This window comes from Veillonella sp. AF36-20BH (assembly GCF_003602765.1).
GTDB lineage: Bacteria > Bacillota > Negativicutes > Veillonellales > Veillonellaceae > Veillonella > Veillonella hominis.
Map to the genome: position 1 here is coordinate 161,403 of NZ_QTLR01000002.1, position 20,371 is coordinate 181,773.

The following is a 20,371-nucleotide window of genomic DNA, read 5'->3' on the forward strand; positions in this document are numbered from 1 at the left end:
ATCACCTATTTATTAACAGTGGCAATACTAATACTTGCAGCGCCGGCTAATTTCATATCATCCATTAATTCCACGACCTTGCCATAACTCAAATCCTTGTCAGCACGAATAAGGAAGTTTTGATTTTTATTCTCTCCAATTTTGGCTTTCACAGAGCTAATAAGCTGTTCTTTCGTCACATATCCATCATCAATCATCAACTGCCCAGATTTTTCAAAATCAATTAAAACCGGGCGCAACTCTGCGGACTGCTGTGTTTTCGTTTTTGGTAGCATAATAGACAAGGATTGTTGTGGAATCGTATATATGGTGCTAATCATAAAAAATACGAGCAAGAAAAAGATGATATCAATCATAGGGATAATCATCAAAGTAGGCTTTTCTCCCTCCATACGGCTCATTCGTTTCATGCAGCATGCCCCCGATCATAAGAATCTAAGACACGAGAAAATGAATCTTCTAAACGAGATATTGTCATACGTACATGATGAGTAAACCCGGCATGAAAACACAATGCCACAATAGCCACGCAAAGACCAGAAGCAGTTGCGACAAGGGCTTCCCCCACACCACCGGTAATAGCAGTAGGTACCGCACCATCAGCACCGAACACCTGAAAGGCACCAATCATCCCCGTTACAGTACCAAGCAAGCCTAATAATGGTGCTATCGTAACAATGGTAGAGAGCCAATCAAGGCCACGTGAAGCGTGCGTATAAACATGGGCCACCATATCCTCCATTTTGGATTGCAATACATTGCGATCATGACACTGTCCAAGCACGCGAGTCAGATTATACGAAATATTAGCTGTATATTTAGATTCTAAGCTAGTTAATAAGGATTGCCAGTTTATTTCGCTCTCTTCTAATGCATCATTCAGAGCAAACATTTCCCGCTTCAATTGTCGATAATAAGCTATACGTTCTATCGCTATAGCTACGGTTATGATAAGTGCCACTAGTAGCGGCCACATAACAAATCCACCATGTAAGAATAAATCCCACGCCTCTTTCATCGTAAACCTCCTTTATAAGTAGCTTAATTCTATATACTAATTTCCTACACTAACAAACTGATTGCAAACAGACGATGCTATTGTAAATTGATAAATAAAATTACTTAATAAGTCTATCATATCATACTATATTTTCCAATCTTATATGTATAACAAGCACTTTATAGAACATTATAATCTATGAATCTGAAATAATTTTGAATTTATATCTCAATTAATGCGCAAAAAAAGCGACCAGGATTTCTCCATGATCGCTTTTATACTACCTTTAGATTATATTTGTACCTTTCTAGACTACATCATAGAAGCAGTACTATTGCAATTCAGTAGTTTGTGTCTTTACTTCACGAGCTGTAGTAAATGCTGCTAATTCTGCATCACCAGAACCAAGAATTACTTTATTAGCCACTAACGCATTAGCCGCTGTTTTAGCATCTTGTAAAGTAATTCCAGCACGAGGAGCACTAATTGTGACTGATGTGCTTTTACCACCGACCGTAGAAAATGTAAGATATACAACGCGTTTTTCCGCCATGTGGGCGCCTCCTTTCACGTTTCATAAACAAGTTCATCGAATCTAGATAAGCTGTAAACATGTTAGATTACAAATATACGTATCTTCGATTCATATCAATAAGGATGGGAATGTGTGGACTTGCTATTTCTACACCTCTTTACGACTATCTGAGAATGTACGAATCTAGCAATAAAATGTGTTTGGATCACCTAAAACAAGAATGAGTAGGAACTCTACCCTTAATGCCCTAAGGATACTTCATTGACGCGGACCACGTCGGACAAGCTGTGGTCATACAAGGCTGCCAACGCATTACCAACGGTTTTCACATTATCGTCAGACGCTTCTTCTGCAACACGAGTATAAGTTACGTCTTTGTACTTCGGCGCATCTTCGGTACCGATGTTAAAACGCAACACCAATTTAGTGCGTTTAATGTTAGCCATCGTATCACCTCCTTTCACCCTCTTATATTCCTGAGGGCCTTGTTCGACAACCCCCTTGCCGTTATTTAAGGTACTTATGGTGAAAGTAGCTGAACTCTGACTGTAATACTATAAATTGAAATAGAAAAAGACCTCTACCTAATGGTATCTAGAAGTTCATCAATCTAGATAACACCGGTAAAGGTCTATAAAGTGCTCTTATTACGAGTACTATTCAAATCCATATTATTCGGTTTTCAACGCCAATATAAAGTCATATGCTTTAACAGCAGCTTCAGTGTCCACAAAATGTAGAGGATTTAACATACGACAGAATTTAAAAAGATACTCATGTTTACGTAAAATTTCTTTTATATGTAGCACTGTCTCACGGGCTGTACAAGCTGAGCTATAGCCATTCATCATAGCATATAGATACGAAATGGATAAATTATCCTCCCGAAGGAAGCTGTGAACGAAGACGAGTAAATCCCAGCCTTGCGGTGTTAACTCAGGCCAACGACGGCTATTCTCCCAATCGAGCAATGTAATCTTATCTAGTTCAGGCTCATAGGTAATGTCGCGCATAGCAGGACGGCCATGACTCAAGCCATAATCATGCAACTGACCTAATGTCTTGCCAAACATATAAAAAATATGACTTAACATATCCTGCAAACTATCATCCTCTGGATGTTGAGCGGGCAATTGGCTATAATATGTTAACGTTTTACCACAAGCTTCTGTAACAAAATAATGTTCTCTAAAACCAGCAATAACAGGAGCTACTGGCAATTGCGTATTCACAAAAGAAATCTTGTAAAACTCATAATCAAAAGAAGCTCTAGGTGCGGGCTTAATCCAACTAGAGCGATGGTTACTTATATCCTGTTTTACAAAGTACTGTTTGTTGTTAAAATCCACAGAAAAAACACGATGTTCTGTCTCTTGATCAATCATTCGATCGATATATTCTAATAGCATATCATTCATTATTTCCCCCCGTATATACACTCTATAATGCTAATCGCCCTCTCAAAGCATAATAACTAGCATTTCCAATATAATATCTCCCAAATTTATATTGTATAATCTAGTATATATAACATTATAATAATTTATGAATTACAACATATTAGCTATTACTCATATAAGTGTATACAATTTGTGTACTTATTATACTGCAATTATCAATCGATATCAAAATCAAATTTATTTATAAAGTTAGTATTTTACTGTATTTATTTTACATTTATCGATTTATATATATTTCACGATTTATAATTCAGTACACTTAAATCCAAATCTATTACCATTAACATTACTGGAGCTCTATTTATAAAAAAGAAAAATCCCCTAGCCTAAGCTAGGGGATTCTTCTGGTAATTATGATAATAGGTTTAGATTCAGACTACTATATAGACCAACTCTGATCATGTCTAAATCAAACGAATTAACCTACAAATTTTGTCACTGCTGCAGTATCAGTTAAGTGACGTTTAGGCATACCCATTTCAGCAGGGGAAATGCCAAGAGCAAGACCTACTAATTGGGACATGTGCAAGATTGGCATATCTTTACCACCGCCTACAACTTCTTTAGCTTCTTTTTGGAACATATCAAGTTGCATTTGGCAAAGTGGGCAAGGAGTAACTACGCAATCTGCGCCTTCTGTAGCCGCATCTTTATTGATGGAGCCAGTCATTTGCATTACGGAATCATGTGCAGGGTATACTGCATGGAAACCGCAGCAGTCAAGTTTACGGGAGAAGTCGATTGGTGTAGCACCGATAGCGGAGATCAAATCTGCTAAGGATGTAGGCATTTGATAATCTTCGAAGCCCATTTCAGTTTGAGGGCGAAGAATATGGCAACCATAATATTCAGCTACACGTAAACCAGTTAAAGGTTTAACAACTTTAGCTTTCAATTTATCCAAACCGTAATCGCGGATCAATACCCATAAGAAATGAGTAATATCAGTTGTACCGCGGTATTGTTTACCGATTTGAGCTAATTTTTTATTAACTTCGTTCTTTTCTTTTTCGTTTGCATCAAGTTCATTTTTAGCTTCACGAAGCATCAAAGTACAAGTGTTACATACAGTTAAAAGGTTCAAACCTTTTTCTTCTGCCAATGCAATGTTACGAGCATTTGTAGCAAGTGTAATTTCTGGAGCGATGTCTTGAACGTGGGACGCGCCACAGCAAGTCCAACCGTCAAGTTCTTCCAACTCGATGCCTAATTTTTTAGCTACAGCAACTGTTGCTAAGTAGTCTTCTTTGGCAGCGCTTTCAAGAACGCAACCTGGGAAAAATGCGTATTTCATTATTTGCTTACCTCCTCAGCTGCTTTCATAAGTCTGCGAACACCATCAATACCATTTACAGGTTTTTGAGGTACTACAAGTTCGAATGGGTTGATTTTGCTGTGTTTCCACAAACGTAAAGCATAGAATGCTTGTTTAGCGGAATCAACAACACCATCAGATTTCAAGCTCATAGAAACTTCTTTCAAGCGACCAGTTTTGTAAAGGTCCTCTTTGAAAGCAACTGCATGGCGAACGCCTTTGCTGTTAGTAAGACCAGCTTTTGTAGCTTCTTTACGCAAGTTGGAAATATCTTGAGCAGGTTTTAAGTGTTTAGGGCAACGGGAGATACAGTTCATGCAATGAACGCATTTCCAAAGGCCATTGTCGAATGCAGGTTGAATGTGAGCCATAGGTGCATCATCACGGCTATCCAATACGAAACGGTTAGCTTTTGTGAATACATATGGTTCTAAGAAGTCATCTTGACGTGCAGTCAATTTGTTACATTCAGATGCGCAACAACCGCAAAGAATACATTCTGTACCAGCAACGAATTTTTTGAAGTCAGCTGGAGTTTGGCGAACGATTTTGTCCCCTTCGTTGAATTCAGCTTTAAGGAAAATCCAAGGAGCAACTGTTTTCAAGCGATCAACTTTGGATTCCCAGTCAACAACTAAGTCACGGATAACACGGAAGTTGCCGATTGGAGCGATTGTCAATTCGTCTGTGCCATAACGTTCTGTTAATTCATCGATTTTAGATTCACAGCCGAGCATCGCTTCGCCGTTTACACGAATGGAGCAAGCGCCGCAAACTGCGGAACGGCAAGCTGCCAAGAATGTCAATGTTGGATCCTGTGTATCTTTAATTTTTTGAAGGCCCCAGAGGATTGTACGGTCAGGTTCGTAATCAAATTTGAAAGTCTGTACAAACGCGCGACCTTGTTGGTAACGGTGAATATGGTAGGTGATTTGTCTCATCTTAGTACTTCCTTTCTTGTGGTTCGTATTTAGTGAACACTACGTCGCGTTCTGTTAATTCGTATTGACCGTCAGCACCTAATTTGATCAAAGAATGTTTTAAGTATTTTTCATCATTACGTTTAGGATGGTCTTCACGAATATGAGCACCACGAGATTCACGGCGGTGTAAAGCGCCCATAGCAATAGCTTTTGCTACTGTTAACATGGAGCCGATTTCACAATAGTTTACGAATGCCATGTTGTAAGTACGTTCAGGGTCACCTACATAGCAAGTTTTATAATCTTCAATCAATTGTTCGATTTCTTTTAAGGCTTCAGTAATACCTTCTTCATTACGGAAGATACCTACTTTATTCCACATTGCATCAGCCAATGCATCGCGGATTTCTACAACCGGACGACCGCCTTCACGGGATGTTACTTCTGTGAAACGAGCTTCCCAAGCTTTTGCAGCTGCAGCAAGTTCCGCATCTACGTTAGGTTGTTCATGTGTTTCAGCATAATCAGCTGCGCCAGCACCGGATACTTTACCGAATACTACACCGTCTGCCAAGGAGTTACCACCCAAGCGGTTCGCACCGTGGATGGAGATACAAGATGCTTCGCCAGAAGCGAACAAACCAGGCAATTCACATGCACAAGTTTTGTAATCCACCACGTCGATACCGCCCATTGTATAGTGACATGTAGGACGAATAGGTACCGGTTGAGTCAATGGATCGCAATGTTCGAAGCACATAGCTAAGTCGCGGATACCATGAAGTTTTTCGATAATAACTTCAGGGCCCAAGTGACGAAGGTCAGCTACTACATATGCGTTAAGGCCAGAACCGAAACCACGACCTGCAGCGATTTCATCTTCGATCGCTTTCGCTACAACGTCACGAGATGCCAATTCCATTTTGTTAGGCGCATATTTTTTCATGAAACGTTCGCCTTCAGCGTTAAGAAGGTAACCACCTTCACCACGAACCGCTTCGGACATCAAGATACCAGTACGACCAAGACCAGTTGGATGGAATTGGATCATTTCCATATCTTTCAAGCCGTTACCAGCGCGGAATGCTGCTGCCATACCATCGCCTGTGGAAAGGAATGGGTTTGTAGTACGAGTCCAGAAGATACGGCCTGCACCACCAGTAGACAAGATAATAGCTTTCGCTTTAATTTGTTCTACTTTACCTTCTTTCATGTTCCAAACTACAGCGCCACCAACGTGACCTTCTGCAGATTTAACAAGATCTAAAAGATACCATTCTTGTAAGAAGTGTACGCCTTCTTTCAAGCATTGTTCGTAAGTTGTGTGCAAAATAACGTGACCAGTTTTATCCGCAGAGTAGCAAGTACGTGGATAGGATTGACCACCGAAGTTACGTTGCGCAATTTTATTCTCTTCAGTACGGGAGAATGGAGCACCCATGTGGTCCATTTCAAGTACGCCTTCTGGACAACGAGAGCAGAAGAATTCGATTGCATCTTGGTCGCCAAGATAGTCAGAACCTTTTACAGTATCGAAAGTATGAGTTTCAACTGTATCTTCAGCTGCAACGTTGTTCAAACATGCATTTACACCGCCTTGCGCCATTGCTGTTGCAGAGCGAGTTGGGAAAATTTTAGTAATAAGAGCTACTTTTAAGCCTTTGCGACGACCTACTTCAAGAGCCGCACGCATGCCGGCGCCACCGCTACCTACTACTAGAACATCAAACTGTTCCATAATGACCTCCTCATAACTACCTATTAATAAGAAACCTGTTAGACTATCTCATTTCAAAAACTTATAAAAATTTTTGATAACCTAATCATTTTTCTTTCAAGAAAAACCCCATACTTATGCGATTTTTCTTATTTCTTTACCTATAATTATAGAGAGCATTTCAGGTCATGTCTAAACCCTATTATGCATAATTAATTTTGATTAATCTAATTGATAATTTATTTCACTTAGCATTTTTAAGGTAAAAAGAGGAGTCAAAAAATTACCTATATGAATAATTTTTACAAGAAGTTAAGGATTTTACGAAAGTAGTTCGGTTCCGAAATTTTTCTATGTTTTTATTTCCTTTGGTATCTATAGAATTCGCATAAACACTAGCTTTTTAATTATTGCTAACCATTCCTAATAATTAATATCCATTAAATTCCTACTAAATTTACCTCGAATTTAATCATCGAAAATTATCGTATTTCTCCGTTCATAACAAGCATTTATTTCTGTGATAATAATTATCATAAGTTTTTTTAGTGATTTATCGCACATCATCTAAAATCGATAAAATCACCCTCATCTATGCGCATACGGCAATCTTCGATATAGTTAGATTTTATTCATTAGCAGAATTCATTAAGTTTCAGTCTTTCACCATTTTTAAGGCTTTCAAAAATGAAGAAAAGTCTTGTAAACTCGCATGTACATTCATCTTTTGCTCATTACTATTGTATAAGGTATGATAATAGATAAATAAGTTATATAATATTATATATATAGTCACCTTATATGGTGTTGTGGCTTTCAAAAAAAGAAAGTTTATATATATATAATGACTATAATTAATGTAGTTGGAGAGCTATATTTTTAAATCATACATAAGGAGAACAGAGAATGAAAATTTTACTTGTAGAAGACGAAGAAATGCTGAATGGTATCACGGCTAAATATTTACGTGCAGAAAATATGACAGTTGATACATGCTTCAACGGGCAACAAGCGATCGATTACGTTAACACATCTAGCTATGACGTTATCGTAATGGATATTATGATGCCAATCCTTGATGGTATCAGTGCTCTTGCACAAATGCGTAACGACGGTAATACAACACCTGTATTGCTTTTAACAGCAAAGGATTCCTTACAAGATAAAGTTACAGGCCTTAACACTGGTGCAGATGATTATCTTGTAAAGCCTTTCGATCTTGAAGAGTTAACCGCTCGTATTTATGCATTGGCTCGTCGTAATGCGCGTCATGCACAAAACGATATCCATGTAGGTCCACTTACCATCAATGTTCCTCAACGTACTGTTAAACGCGACGGCGAAACAATTACATTGACTGCAAAAGAATTCGACCTATTATTCTATTTAGCAAGTAACGAAAATATCGTATTATCTCGTCAACAAATCCTTGACCATGTTTGGGAATACGATTATGAAAGCTACTCTAACCTTATCGACGTATACATTAAAGATTTGCGCAAGAAAATTGATACTGATGAGAATGTAAAACTCATTCAAACGGTTCGTGGAGTAGGGTATGTCCTCAAAACAGAAAACTAATGATCCTCACCGAGATCTAGATACCATGTCTGGGGCAGCCACCGATTTATTTAATCGGCTGCCCCTAACCTTTAAAATTATGTCTTGGTATACCATCTTTTTGCTTATCATTTTGATGGTTGCATCCGCATGGATTTACGCATATACACATGAATCCGATAACAAAGAAGTGCGCGAACGCTTACAACAACAAGCGATGATTATGGCTACGGATATCCGCAAGTTTAAACCGTACCAAGATAATACATTCTTCTTTGTATCAACTCAAGACGGCTATATTATTAAAGGCGCCTTGCCAGATGGGTTTCCAAACCAAACAATCCTTTCCTTAGGCCAAGTTGGTGAAATTGCTGCTGGTGATGATACATTCTACTACTACGATACTCCGGTCAACGAACCGAACTATCGTGGTATTTTGCGTGCTGTTACAAAAGTAAAAACAGCCTCTAAAAAGACGGAAAACCTTTTATACAGCTTACTGTTAGGGAATATCATTTTCTTACTAATTTCCTCCCTAGGCGGTTATCTTTTCATCAAAAAAGGACTTAAACCGGTCCGAACCTTGACGAAAACAGCTAAAGTCATCGGTAAGAACAACGACTTGAGCCGTCGTATCGACATTCCGGCTCGCACAGCGAGAGATGAAATCTACGAACTAACTACAACATTTAACCGTATGATTTCAGGTCTTGAGGATTCTTCCAATCGTGAAAGACAGTTTAGTTCTGACGTATCTCACGAGCTACGTACACCAATTGCCGTTATTAAAGCAGAAAGTGAATTTGCTCTAAAATACGGTCGTACAGAAGCAGATCTACGGGAAGGTTTAACACATATCTTAGAGCAAGCTAAGTTCATGACTAACCTCGTAAGCCAACTGCTTGATGTAGCCCGCCTTGAAAATGCACAAGGTCTAAGCTTTGCACCTGTCAATGTATCATTGATGTTATCCAATATGGTCCACGACTATACAAGACTCTGTACAGAAAATACAGATAAACAGATTACGATTACATCTCATATTGAGCCTAATTTACATATGAATGCTCACGAAGTATCATTACGTCGAGCTATCACAAACCTAGTGGACAATGCCATTAAGTTTACAAACTCTACTATTGATATTTCGGCTAAACTAGTAGGCAGAGACTTAGTCATTACCGTAACAGATAATGGTATTGGCATCGAACCTGAAGCTCTGGATCATATTTGGGATCGGATGTATCAGACGGAACAATCGCGAAATAAAAAGTCTAATCACGGCATCGGCCTAGGCCTATACTTTGTAAATAAAGTTATTAACTTACACCATGGTACAGTAACGGCCACGAGTGAACCACAAGTAAAAACTACATTTACCGTGCGATTGCCGTACAATACAAGGGAAGAATAACATAAAAGGGACTGACCAATGGTCAGTCCCTTTTCTATATCCATTTTAATTCAAAAAGCCCATAATGTAGAATTAATTAAACCATAAAAAACTAGCATATAGAAGCTCCTTCTATATGCTAGTTTTTGTGTATTTAATTTTAAAGCAACTTATTATAGATAATTAACTTTAGCCTACAAATTGTTGCCAAAACGGCATATATACATATTCTAAGAAGGTCCATACAAGCAGACCCGCTACAGCACCAACGATAGCACCATTAATGCGGATCCAGCTGAGATCGTCCTCCACCTTAGATTCAATAAAGTAAATAAATTTATCTGTACTGAGGCCACCTAATACTTGACGTATGATAGTTTCAATGAGGTCATACCCTTGTTCAAGTACGTAGTCGCCAATATCGTGTAAGGTTTTTTCAATACGATTTCTAAGATCGTCCGATTGACCGTATACATTCCATAATTCAAGAGCAATATTAACTAAAACCTGAGCCGGAGTTTCTCCGTTTTCATCCCCTACGAGCAATAGTTCTTCTATATAAGGGCATAAATGGTTTTCGATAACAGATTCCCAATCTTGTTCGCGAATCCAGCGTTCCCACGCTTCATTAAGAGCATCGCAGACTTCATGGTTCTCTTCAATATTACGAATTGGTTCTACCCATTGTCGCAACCAAGCTGTTCGTTCGGGGCTATTGGGCCGTTTCCAGCTTTCCAGCATCGCATAGGCCTCTTGGACAATAGCCTCTGCCATTTCTTGATAGTTTACTACATCGGTAGCTTCGGACATAGAAATAAAGAAGTCAGACCAGAAGCCTTTTCGCTTTTTCTTATGTGCCTCTTCTGCTACGACAGCGGTAAGCCAGGTAACCATAGCTGGATGATTAATCCGTTCTTGAATCACGTTTAGAACTTGCACAACCATACTTTCATAGCGATTATGCTCACATAAATCGAGTAATACGTGTTTCAAAACGGGCACGAGAGAATGTTGTTGAAGCAATCCACGAATGCGTTTTGCCCCCCATTGTGCCCATTCTTCATTAGTTTGAGATTTCCATAAAAGGTGTAGACCTTGATGAATCACAAGACGTGCTGCTCGCTGCCCCTCAGGAGACAACAAGAACTTTTCAAACAATGGCACAAATTGCACATTTTTCAATAATACTTTACAACGCTCCTTGGTAAGCATCTTCGTCTCTACAAGTTTAATAACACCATTAATGAGGCGATCTTTATTGCGAGGAATTAGCGCTGTATGATATGGGAAACCTAGTGGCTTACGGAATAATGCCGTTACAGCAAACCAGTCGGCCACACTACCGATGAGGGCAGATTGAACAGCCCAGTACAACGGTTGATACCAACTTTCATAGCCAAAGAAAAATTGTCCTACAAAAGCAAAACAATACAATACGGCAGTCAAGCCTAAAATGCCATTAGCACGCTGTTTCAAGGTAAGGGATTTCAAATAACTAATCATTTGAGCACCCCCTCTACAATGATGGTCAAACCGTATAAGATGCCGCCAAGGACAGCCCCTATAAGGGAACCATTAATACGCACCATTTGAAGGTCATAGTACATTTTGCCGCGAACAATTTGAGTGATTTCATCAGGCGAATAGCGGGATAATTCTTGACCTACCACACTGTCGATGAGGGGGTTCAATTTCTGCAACCACGGAATACTACGCAACAAGAAGAACCGCTCAAAAGGCGCCTGCTTGTCTGGATTCAACAAAATTTCGGTACCGAGCACATTAAAGCGCTCCATAACGATGTCCATGAGGCGTTTCCAATCCAATGTATCCCCATCGATAAGTTTGCCTTCCCATTCTTCAAGAACCATTCTAATCCACTGATTTTTATGTTCTTCGATGAAAGCTTGCCACTCTGTATTAGTTTCCAAATTATTAAAAAAGCGAATGGCTTGGCCCCATACATAGCGCCCCAATGCAGAGTCAATAGATTCATTTTCCTTCAAGAATTGAACGGCTTTTTTCTGTACCGTTTCTACCAATCGTTCTGGTGAAAGCCCATCTCCGCCAAAGGCGATGGCCAATTCACGAAAGAAAGAATCCTTTGTATAAGTTTTCATAATGTCTAGCATGACGCGATACAAATACGGATATACCTGATTTGATGCGATAACACGCTGACATGTGCGGTTAAAATAAAGCCAAAACACGCTTGCTGTGTGACGTTCTAACATACAACGGCCAAAGAGAATAACAAGGGGTGTTGCTTTCCAGTTTGTAACCCCCTTATAAATGGCCTTATTAATCTCTTGGCGCATCGGTTCAATATCCATATGAGATAAAACTTGATTGCCCACACCGTACAAGAGATTTCGAATTTGAACTTGTCCCACATCGCTCATGCCGTATTCAACGATACGGACCATAACGCGTTCTTTTTTGATAGCATAATACATCTGCGGCACGCGCAACAGCTCTTCGCTGAGCATAGTGCGGCCTATCTGAATTAATCGTTCCTTACTGCGCGGCAAAATTGCCGTTTTGAAAGGAATGCCTAAAGGCTTCGTAAAGAGAGCCGTTACTGCATACCAGTCCGCAAGGCCGCCTATCATAGCTGCCCCAGAGATATGCATGATAAAGGCCCAAAATGTATCATGTCGCTGCGGATATGAAATTAAAAATATAATAGCCATGACAACCAACAGGGTGGTTGCCACTGGTCTGGTTTTCATCATCACTTGATCCTAACTTACTCAATTACGCTTATAGACTGTTCCTATATAACGTAGTGACCTCGAGGTCTACGGACTTTCACAATTATATCTACAATCTAAAATGTAGCCTCATCGCCATCTTTTTGAGGTTCCCAAATCGGCACCTCCCCAAAGAGAGCTTTAAAGTATACAGACGGTGTCCATAATGGACCATTCAAATGCATTGGAATAAAGGCTTTATTCACCTGTACACGGCGCAAAAATTCAATACTGCCCCATTCCATAGCGTCTTCCAAACGATTGTCTACAGGGAACATCGCTACATCTACGGACAAGCCCTCTAAATCCTTGAACTCACGCCAAGCCATACGCTTTGCATCCGCATTGTTTTCTGGCGTATCACCAAGCCAATGCCACCAGTTAAGGTCTCCTGCATGGAAGATAGAGTCAGAGTCGATATTCGCCGTATTTGTCTTTATGTAAAAAGAGCCACCTTCATCGGTGCTGCCATACATATGGATGCCTACATCATCTAATAGTGCATCTTGGCCAGGGCGCATGGTAATACATTTTTTTACCTTGCCCTCTAACGGCACATCTTGATGACAAATATAGCGCGTTTGAGGACCATCAAACTCCGTAATGGATGGGTTAAAGTGATCTCCATGAGTGTGACTTACGAAGAACCAAAGTTCACGACCTCGTTTAGCCAACTGCCAAACAATATTATTAGGATCCTTATAATAATCAAACACATAGCAACGCTTACCATCCTCTACGAGAAATCCGCTATGCGCTAAAAAAGTAACATGTAACATTATTATCAATACCTCTAATTTATTGAGAATTTATATCATTCGTATTTTTTATTATACCATATTTTTCTAAATACATGGCATAAACAAATGGCTATTCATGACACATATAAAGGACTTTTTTAAAGTCTTATCAAATATATAGTGCCCCATATGTATCATAATAAGGGCAGAAATGCCGCTGGCATTTCTTAGATACGGCCAGCGGCTTTCATATAGTCGATATATTGGTTACCCCAGTTTTCAAGGGAAGCTAATACAGTTTTAAAACCAGCTCCCACTTCGGTAAGGCTATATTCAACCTTAGGTGGAATGGTTCCATATACTTCACGATGTACAAGGCCATCATCTTCCATTTGGCGCAACGCTCTTGTAAGTGTAGCTTGTGTAATTGGATGTAATCTCCGTTCTAGTTCACGGAAGCGCACAGGACCTTCAGATAATTCATGCATAATCAACAAAGACCATTTGCCAGCCAATAACTTTTGACTCGTTGCAAAAGGACATCTGCCAACTAGATCATGAACATTTACGAGTTGCTCTGCCATTGTCATTCTCCTTATATATCTAGCTTAAGTAGCTTGTTATAACAAAATTAACATCTATAACTAAGCTACTCTTTATAGCTACACTACAATTTCTATTTCGGTATTAGAAATATTTCCACTTAATGTAGTTCAAATCATATCACAATTTTTTAGAATTGCAAGTATTTTATAGTATCATTTTTTAGGGTACAAAAATTTTTGAAAAATTTTTAATCAGTAAATATCACAATTCTATCATATTTGATAGTACCTATCTCAAATAATTCTACTATTCAAAATATTTGCACCAATATATAATAAACTTACTAACTAAATACAATTATCGGTTGGTGAATCAATAACTATTAAATTTAGTCATCAACATTTATAGCTAAACAATTGTATCAATTTTACAGCATTAAACAGATTACACATTATCAATTCAAGGATTAGGTGATATTATGAAACGCATGCCTACACTATTCGTCGGTCACGGCAGTCCTATGATGGCCTTAGAACATACAGAAACAACAAATACTTTCAAAAGTATAGGACAAAATATAATTAACAACTATGGCAAACCAAAAGCCATACTCGCCATCTCCGCCCATTGGTATGCAGATGGCACATACATTCAAAGTGCAGAGAAGCCAAAACAAATTTACGATATGTATGGATTCCCTCAAGAACTTTACAAAGTTGTGTATCCTGCAAAGGGTGACAGCAATTTAACAAAAAAAGTACAAAAATTACTGGGTAATTCCGTTTCTATAAATGACACTTGGGGTATCGATCACGGCTTGTGGACCGTGTTAGTTCACATGTTCCCTGATGCATCAATTCCAGTTGTCCAACTATCTATCAACAAATACCTAAGCCCAAAAGAAGCCTATCAACTAGGAACAAAGCTTCAGTCATTACGCGATGAAGGCTATCTTATCATGGGCAGCGGCAACATCGTTCATAATCTAAGACGCATAGAATGGGATAATCCATCTGGCACCTCCGCCACAATTGAGTTTGACCAATATATTTCTAAAGCAATCTTAGAAAATGATGTAGATACTGTTGTTAATTACACCCAACATCCTCAGGCTAGCTATGCTGCACCTACACCAGATCACTATCTGCCATTACTCTATATTATGGGTGCTAGTGAAAGTGCAAAACCGACTGTATTTAATCAAACCTATAATTCAGGTTCCCTATCGATGACAGGTTTTATATTTGAAGATGAGCCTCAAAACATACTTTAAGCCCATAATGATACAAAAAATCTCCTAGGAAATTTTGTTTCCTATTCACATAAAACTTTACATTAGTATGTATAAGCAAAAATAAATAAATATATATATATTTATTTATATTTATTTATGCAAAAGAACCGCTAGTTACAAAAACTAGCGGTTCTTTTCTTTACCATACTAATGACTCTACTAAATGAGTTTTTTAATGAAAGCTTCCATTTCCATCGGTTTTACAACAGGCTCGAAGCGCCCTACCACATTACCTTTACGATCTATAACAAACTTAGTGAAGTTCCACTTTACCTCATCGTCCTTTAAATAATTAGGATCGATACCATTGAGATAATTTAAATCCACATTTGCTCGCCGTATTAACAATGATAAGAACCTTACCTTCATAAGTTTGTAAGGATTGTAATTCACCAAACTTAGTAGGGAGGGAAAATTGATATACAGACATGGAATCTCCTAATTTAAATTAAAAATCTTTATTACACTAATAATGTTTTCACATCATAATTAAATTTTGCCGTTGTTTCCGCCGCAGTTTTTTGCCATTCTGTTGTTGCTGTACCATCTTTTTCAAGGAAGAATCCAGAATCAAGATAGCGAATGATAATATAATTGGAATCTTTTTGATCAAAGCCATTACCACGAGTGAAATCGATACCATGACCTGTATTGCGCGTTACGATAGCTTCCAACAAAGGCAACGTAATGGCATTCAACGTAATTTTCATATCACATTTGTCGAAAATCTTTTTAAAGAAAGAACTAGGTTTTTCTTCTTTATATACTAATAGTTTACTAATTGTACCATTAGATGCACACACTACGCGACGAATTTCATTAATAGGAATATCTACCTTACCATTCGAGATAACACCGTTTTTAATGGTAATTTCTCGTTTACCCATGTAGGAGTAATCTAGTGGTAATTGAAGAGTGTCTAAATTTGCAGGGAAGTCCGCTGTCAATTTATGGCGAGCAAAGGCAGCAATGATTGCTTTAGTTTCACGAATATTATGACCAGCATTAGATTCTGTACGGTCCGTATCTAAATCTTGACCTTCTATATTTTTCCAATTATGGTCTCTAAATATAATCGAATAATTACTATTTGAATTTAAATATCTTGTAAGATGAAGCTCATTTACATCATCAAAATCAATGTCAGTTATCACCTGACCATTTGCATCTTTGCAGAGTACACCATTGTAACTAACCGTCAATATACGATCCGTACTTTCAAAAACAACAGGATTTGTGTCGAATACAGAAATCATAGCCCTCTCCTTTTCACGACTTCAAACATAACTACACCTGTATATATCAAGTGCATTTACTCAATATATTGATTAAATATATTAATCAAATATAGTTAATTTAATCATACACCTTCTATATGTATTTACGCAAATGAGATATTTTCACCATATATAGTTACAAACTCATAATTTTTAAGATAACAAAAGACACCAACCATTCGATTGGTGTCTTTACTACATACAAGGAGCCATTTTGCAATAGCTCCTTGTCATTATACAGATGATATTATAATCTATTTCATGTCAAACAAAACAGAGTTTTCTAAGAAAATATGTTCATGCAGGCCTTCTTCTAAGGCTTTCATGGTCTTAAATACATACACATAAGTAGCACAGCCATCTGCTGGTGCTGTGTACTGGTTGGTCAATGCACTTAAGGATTCCAAAAGTACACCTGCAGCTTCGTGTTCAGCCCGAAGTTCTTCAAAGTCTACGGGTTTACCCGCTTTAAACTCAGGGAAGTCTACATGCTCTTCATGCCGGAAATGAGGTACAAGAGCGGATTTGAGTTGCAAAAAGGTTTGATAAATCTTTGTCAATTCCTCACCATGATGGTCATAATGTACATTTAGCAGTTTTGCCAACCCTTGGTCAATTTCATCAATCATATTTAATTGTTCTCTATGATAGGTATGAACAATGTAATCAATCAATTGGTCTTTAGAATAGCTAAGCACCTCTGCACGAGAAGATTTCTGAGCAACTTGTACATCATTTAGCATAGCAATGTATGCATCCACATCTTTACCTTTTTCTGCAATAGCCTCCGCTAAAGGATGTCCACCACCACAGCAAAAATCAATTCCATCTTTTGCTAATACATCCATTAACTCTGGATTTACTTTAACCGCATCAGCTACGGTCATGGATTTATTAATAGTCCCAAAACTCATAAGATACACCTCCAATGGTTTACGCCGATCTATTTTCTTATAGTTATACTATACGGCCAACCATGGATTCTGTCTGTCGCAGTGGCTACGAATTTGAAAGTAACATGACAATAATGGTAACGCTGTAAGAAATAACATAGCGTGATGAATATAAAAATATATGGATATATGTTGAACATACAAAAAGCTGGCCTTATAGAGCCAGCTTTCAGCATATCAAAACATATATAACATATGTGTATATATAATTGTTTAGGCAGCTATTAAATGCTTTCAACAGCAGCGATAGCAGCAACGTCTACAACATCTTGAGCAGAGCAGCCACGAGAAAGGTCATGAACTGGTTTAGCCAAGCCTTGAATCAATGGGCCAAGAGCATCAGCGCCGGAGAAGCGTTGTACCAATTTGTAACCAATGTTAGCAGCTTGAAGATCAGGGAAGATCAAGATGTTAGCTTTACCAGCTACGTTGGAGCCAGGAGCTTTCTTTTCTGCTACGGAAGGAACGATGGAAGCGTCCAATTGTAATTCGCCGTCAAATTTGAAATCAACGTTGCGTTCTTTCAAGATGTTAACAGCTTCAACCACTTTATCTACTTCTGGAGTGGAAGCGGAACCTTTTGTGGAGAAGGACAACATGGATACGCGAGGGTCAGCCATACCAACAACTTTGCGAGCTTTTTCTACAGTGGATTCTGCAATATCAGCCAATTGTTCGCTAGTTGGATTAGGCAATACGCCGCAGTCAGAGAATACTAGCATACCGTCGTCGCCATATTCTTTTTTGCTTGTGAACATGAACATGGAAGAAGATACAGTTTTAAGACCTGGTTTAGTACCTACAACTTGCAATGCAGCGCGCAATACGTTTGCTGTTGGGCAAGCGGAACCAGCAACCATGCCATCTACTGCGCCAAGGCGAACAAGCATAGCGCCGAAGAACAAGCAATCGCCTTTCATAGTTGCGTCAGCTTTTTCAGGAGTCATACCTTTTTTAGCGCGCAATTCTACGAATGTATCAACCATTTCTTGGTAACGATCGTAGTTAGCAGGATCGATGATTTCAGCACCTTCGATGGATACACCAACAGCTTTAACAGCCTCAGCGATTTCAGCAGGATTACCAACGAGTACAGGTGTTACAAAACCTTCTTTCAAAATAATTTCAGTTGCTTTCAATACGCGTTCATCTTTGTATTCTGGCAACACGATTTTTTTACCTAATGGTTTTACTTGGTCTTTTAATTTTTGAATTAAATCCACGATTTTTGCCTCCTTAACATTGGCTTTACGCCATATCAATACTATTATTATAGCAAATTCAACCTATTGGTAAAAGTAAAAATTATTTCTTAACATATCATTCCTAGTATTATACTCTTTTTGTGAAAGTTGAAACTCATTCCAACTTTTCTCAATTTTAATTATCAACTTGGATTTCATTCCAACTTTTTATCATTTTAAATATAAGATTGGATTAGATTCCTAATTTTTTAATTTAAAACCTAACGCCTCAAATAAGTTTTATCTACGAACTACATAGCAATAATTGAACTCTTTACACATACACGCTACAATAATAGAAATAAAATACGGATAGCAAAATGCCAATTTATATTCCTTATACACTTATTTAGGAGGGCTTATGGCAAATACTGAGACAACAATCAACGCCGTTATAAATCCAGAAATTAACGAAACGCCTATAGACATAGAGAAAACGATTAAAGCCTTGGAGCGAAATAAATTTGTAGTTCATTATTTTGAAACAGGCGCAGAAGCTATTTCCTATTTAAAAGGTCGTATTCAAAATAAACGTGTAGCCATCGGTGATTCTCACACCTTATTGGAGCTCAAGGTTCATGATGTCTTAGCCCAGGTCAACGATGATATAACAGATATTCAACGTCCCCTTCCTGGTGAAAGTTTCGGCGACACCGCATTGCGTACCATGGGGCGTGATGTATTCCTTACCTCTGTAAACGCTCTTGCTCAAACGGGAGAGATGGTTAATATTGATGGTACGGGTAATCGTGTTGCAGCCTCTTTATTCGGCTCTCAAGAGGTATTCTTTGTGCTAGGCATCAACAAAATCACGCCAGATTTAGCTTCCGCCATCTATCGCGCACGCAATGTAGCCGCTCCGCTCAACAGTAAAAAGAATAAAAAGAGCTCTCTCAATCCATGTGCCAAATTAGAAGAAAAATGTTACGACTGTGGTTCTCCGGACCGTATATGCAATGCATTAACGATTTACTATAAAAAGATGCGCAATATGCAAACCATGGAAGTCATCATCATTAATGAATCTTTAGGCTTCTAATTGTTTGCGGCCCATTCAAAAAATCTTGTATGTTCATTTCTCCAAGTCCATATATGACTCTATAAATTGTAGACCACCGAGGATCTACGGCACCACTTTCAAGGTCACTAATATAAGATTGGGCTAAACCCGATTTATCTGCCAATTGATATTGAGTCATTCCCAATTGTCTACGCCAAAGTAAAATCAATACACCAAGCTTGTGAACTTCTTGTCGAACTTGTAGATCTTGACAACATACGATAGGATTCATGGCAACCTCTATCTACTTTCTCCCTCAACACATATTTATGCCTTTACTATAAATCTAGGCTCAATCATTGCCTAGTAATGGTTGAAAAGCGATAACACAAAAGCCTTAACAAAACCAATGTACAAATCGGTTTAGTTAAGGCCTTTTTTCTTATGTGTATTATATTGCGTAGAGTTTCATCATTTCGTGGAATTTTAGTATATATAAAAGTTATTATCATTAAAAATACAGATAGTAAATCAGAAATACAGGTATTATCTATATATTGCAATTTTTATATAGTATTCATACATTATGCATACACTTGATTTATAAAATTACCTGGCGCTATTTAGCACTATTAATACTACAAGAAGACTATACGATATA

The 20,371-nt window shown here is 38.3% G+C and carries 20 protein-coding genes and 1 pseudogene; 4 read left to right on the plus strand and 17 right to left on the minus strand.

Annotated features, from left to right (window positions below):
• Window positions 1-5: 5 nt before the first annotated feature.
• The 8 genes from DW000_RS03270 to DW000_RS03305 all read right to left on the minus strand — a co-directional run bounded on the left by DW000_RS03270 (window position 6) and on the right by DW000_RS03305 (window position 6,971).
• Window positions 6-410: a biopolymer transporter ExbD gene (locus DW000_RS03270; RefSeq protein WP_021148712.1), complete on the minus strand. Its 405-nt coding sequence runs from the start codon at window positions 408-410 to the stop codon at window positions 6-8.
• Complete coding sequence (locus DW000_RS03275; RefSeq protein WP_120055009.1) at window positions 407-1,018, minus strand: MotA/TolQ/ExbB proton channel family protein; 612 nt, start codon at window positions 1,016-1,018, stop codon at window positions 407-409. Before DW000_RS03275 ends, DW000_RS03270 begins: the two co-directional genes overlap by 4 nt.
• A gap of 313 nt (window positions 1,019-1,331) precedes the next feature.
• Entirely contained in the window at window positions 1,332-1,553 is a 222-nt protein-coding gene (locus DW000_RS03280; RefSeq protein WP_021148713.1) for a DUF2922 domain-containing protein, read from the minus strand.
• Window positions 1,554-1,774: 221 nt separating this feature from the next.
• Entirely contained in the window at window positions 1,775-1,981 is a 207-nt protein-coding gene (locus DW000_RS03285) for a DUF1659 domain-containing protein (RefSeq protein WP_009352393.1), read from the minus strand.
• A 225-nt stretch (window positions 1,982-2,206) separates the two neighbouring features.
• Window positions 2,207-2,953, minus strand: coding sequence for a hypothetical protein (locus DW000_RS03290; RefSeq protein ID WP_008602139.1), 747 nt, complete (start codon window positions 2,951-2,953; stop codon window positions 2,207-2,209).
• 460 nt (window positions 2,954-3,413) lie between these two features.
• Complete coding sequence (locus DW000_RS03295; RefSeq protein WP_058948263.1) at window positions 3,414-4,289, minus strand: CoB--CoM heterodisulfide reductase iron-sulfur subunit B family protein; 876 nt, start codon at window positions 4,287-4,289, stop codon at window positions 3,414-3,416.
• Window positions 4,289-5,251 (minus strand): succinate dehydrogenase/fumarate reductase iron-sulfur subunit, encoded by a 963-nt coding sequence (locus DW000_RS03300; RefSeq protein WP_004698188.1) that lies wholly within the window; start codon window positions 5,249-5,251, stop codon window positions 4,289-4,291. Before DW000_RS03300 ends, DW000_RS03295 begins: the two co-directional genes overlap by 1 nt.
• 1 nt (window position 5,252) lies before the next feature.
• Window positions 5,253-6,971, minus strand: coding sequence for an FAD-binding protein (locus DW000_RS03305; protein WP_105087227.1), 1,719 nt, complete (start codon window positions 6,969-6,971; stop codon window positions 5,253-5,255).
• Window positions 6,972-7,856: 885 nt separating this feature from the next.
• On the opposite strand from DW000_RS03305, the gene DW000_RS03310 reads away from it, so the two are divergent.
• Window positions 7,857-8,531 (plus strand): response regulator transcription factor, encoded by a 675-nt coding sequence (locus DW000_RS03310; RefSeq protein WP_004698139.1) that lies wholly within the window; start codon window positions 7,857-7,859, stop codon window positions 8,529-8,531.
• Window positions 8,509-9,924, plus strand: coding sequence for a HAMP domain-containing sensor histidine kinase (locus tag DW000_RS03315; RefSeq protein WP_004694649.1), 1,416 nt, complete (start codon window positions 8,509-8,511; stop codon window positions 9,922-9,924). Before DW000_RS03310 ends, DW000_RS03315 begins: the two co-directional genes overlap by 23 nt.
• Before the next feature lie 168 nt (window positions 9,925-10,092).
• Here the strand turns inward: DW000_RS03315 and DW000_RS03320 are convergent, their stop codons facing one another.
• The 4 genes from DW000_RS03320 to DW000_RS03335 all read right to left on the minus strand — a co-directional run bounded on the left by DW000_RS03320 (window position 10,093) and on the right by DW000_RS03335 (window position 13,980).
• Window positions 10,093-11,406 (minus strand): DUF445 domain-containing protein, encoded by a 1,314-nt coding sequence (locus tag DW000_RS03320; protein WP_120055011.1) that lies wholly within the window; start codon window positions 11,404-11,406, stop codon window positions 10,093-10,095.
• Complete coding sequence (locus tag DW000_RS03325; protein ID WP_120055013.1) at window positions 11,403-12,638, minus strand: DUF445 family protein; 1,236 nt, start codon at window positions 12,636-12,638, stop codon at window positions 11,403-11,405. Before DW000_RS03325 ends, DW000_RS03320 begins: the two co-directional genes overlap by 4 nt.
• A 95-nt stretch (window positions 12,639-12,733) precedes the next feature.
• A complete protein-coding gene (locus tag DW000_RS03330; RefSeq protein WP_120055015.1) occupies window positions 12,734-13,435 on the minus strand; it encodes an MBL fold metallo-hydrolase in 702 nt (233 codons plus the stop codon).
• 188 nt (window positions 13,436-13,623) lie between these two features.
• On the minus strand, window positions 13,624-13,980 hold the full coding sequence (locus DW000_RS03335) for a helix-turn-helix domain-containing protein (RefSeq protein WP_004694640.1): 357 nt from the start codon (window positions 13,978-13,980) through the stop codon (window positions 13,624-13,626).
• Window positions 13,981-14,420: 440 nt separating this feature from the next.
• Between DW000_RS03335 and ygiD the strand changes: the two genes are divergently transcribed.
• Window positions 14,421-15,215 carry a 4,5-DOPA dioxygenase extradiol gene (ygiD, locus tag DW000_RS03340; protein WP_120055017.1) on the plus strand — a complete coding sequence of 265 codons (795 nt, stop codon included), beginning with the start codon at window positions 14,421-14,423 and terminating at the stop codon, window positions 15,213-15,215.
• Between the two features lie 180 nt (window positions 15,216-15,395).
• Here the strand turns inward: ygiD and DW000_RS03345 are convergent.
• The 4 genes and pseudogenes from DW000_RS03345 to pta form a co-directional block, all read right to left on the minus strand.
• A pseudogene (locus tag DW000_RS03345) lies at window positions 15,396-15,666 on the minus strand (hypothetical protein).
• A gap of 31 nt (window positions 15,667-15,697) precedes the next feature.
• A complete protein-coding gene (locus DW000_RS03350) occupies window positions 15,698-16,492 on the minus strand; it encodes a hypothetical protein (protein WP_120055019.1) in 795 nt (264 codons plus the stop codon).
• A 275-nt stretch (window positions 16,493-16,767) separates the two neighbouring features.
• Entirely contained in the window at window positions 16,768-17,427 is a 660-nt protein-coding gene (locus tag DW000_RS03355) for a DUF542 domain-containing protein (protein ID WP_004694630.1), read from the minus strand.
• A 263-nt stretch (window positions 17,428-17,690) separates the two neighbouring features.
• On the minus strand, window positions 17,691-18,689 hold the full coding sequence (pta, locus tag DW000_RS03360) for a phosphate acetyltransferase (RefSeq protein WP_120055021.1): 999 nt from the start codon (window positions 18,687-18,689) through the stop codon (window positions 17,691-17,693).
• A 382-nt stretch (window positions 18,690-19,071) separates the two neighbouring features.
• On the opposite strand from pta, the gene DW000_RS03365 reads away from it, so the two are divergent.
• The gene (locus DW000_RS03365) at window positions 19,072-19,749 is read left to right on the plus strand and encodes a lactate utilization protein (RefSeq protein ID WP_120055023.1); all 678 of its coding nucleotides are present in this window, start codon (window positions 19,072-19,074) and stop codon (window positions 19,747-19,749) included.
• Here DW000_RS03365 and DW000_RS03370 read toward each other — a convergent pair.
• The gene (locus DW000_RS03370; RefSeq protein WP_120055025.1) at window positions 19,727-20,002 is read right to left on the minus strand and encodes a helix-turn-helix domain-containing protein; all 276 of its coding nucleotides are present in this window, start codon (window positions 20,000-20,002) and stop codon (window positions 19,727-19,729) included. The two genes, DW000_RS03365 and DW000_RS03370, sit on opposite strands and share 23 nt — an antisense overlap.
• Window positions 20,003-20,371: the final 369 nt, after the last annotated feature.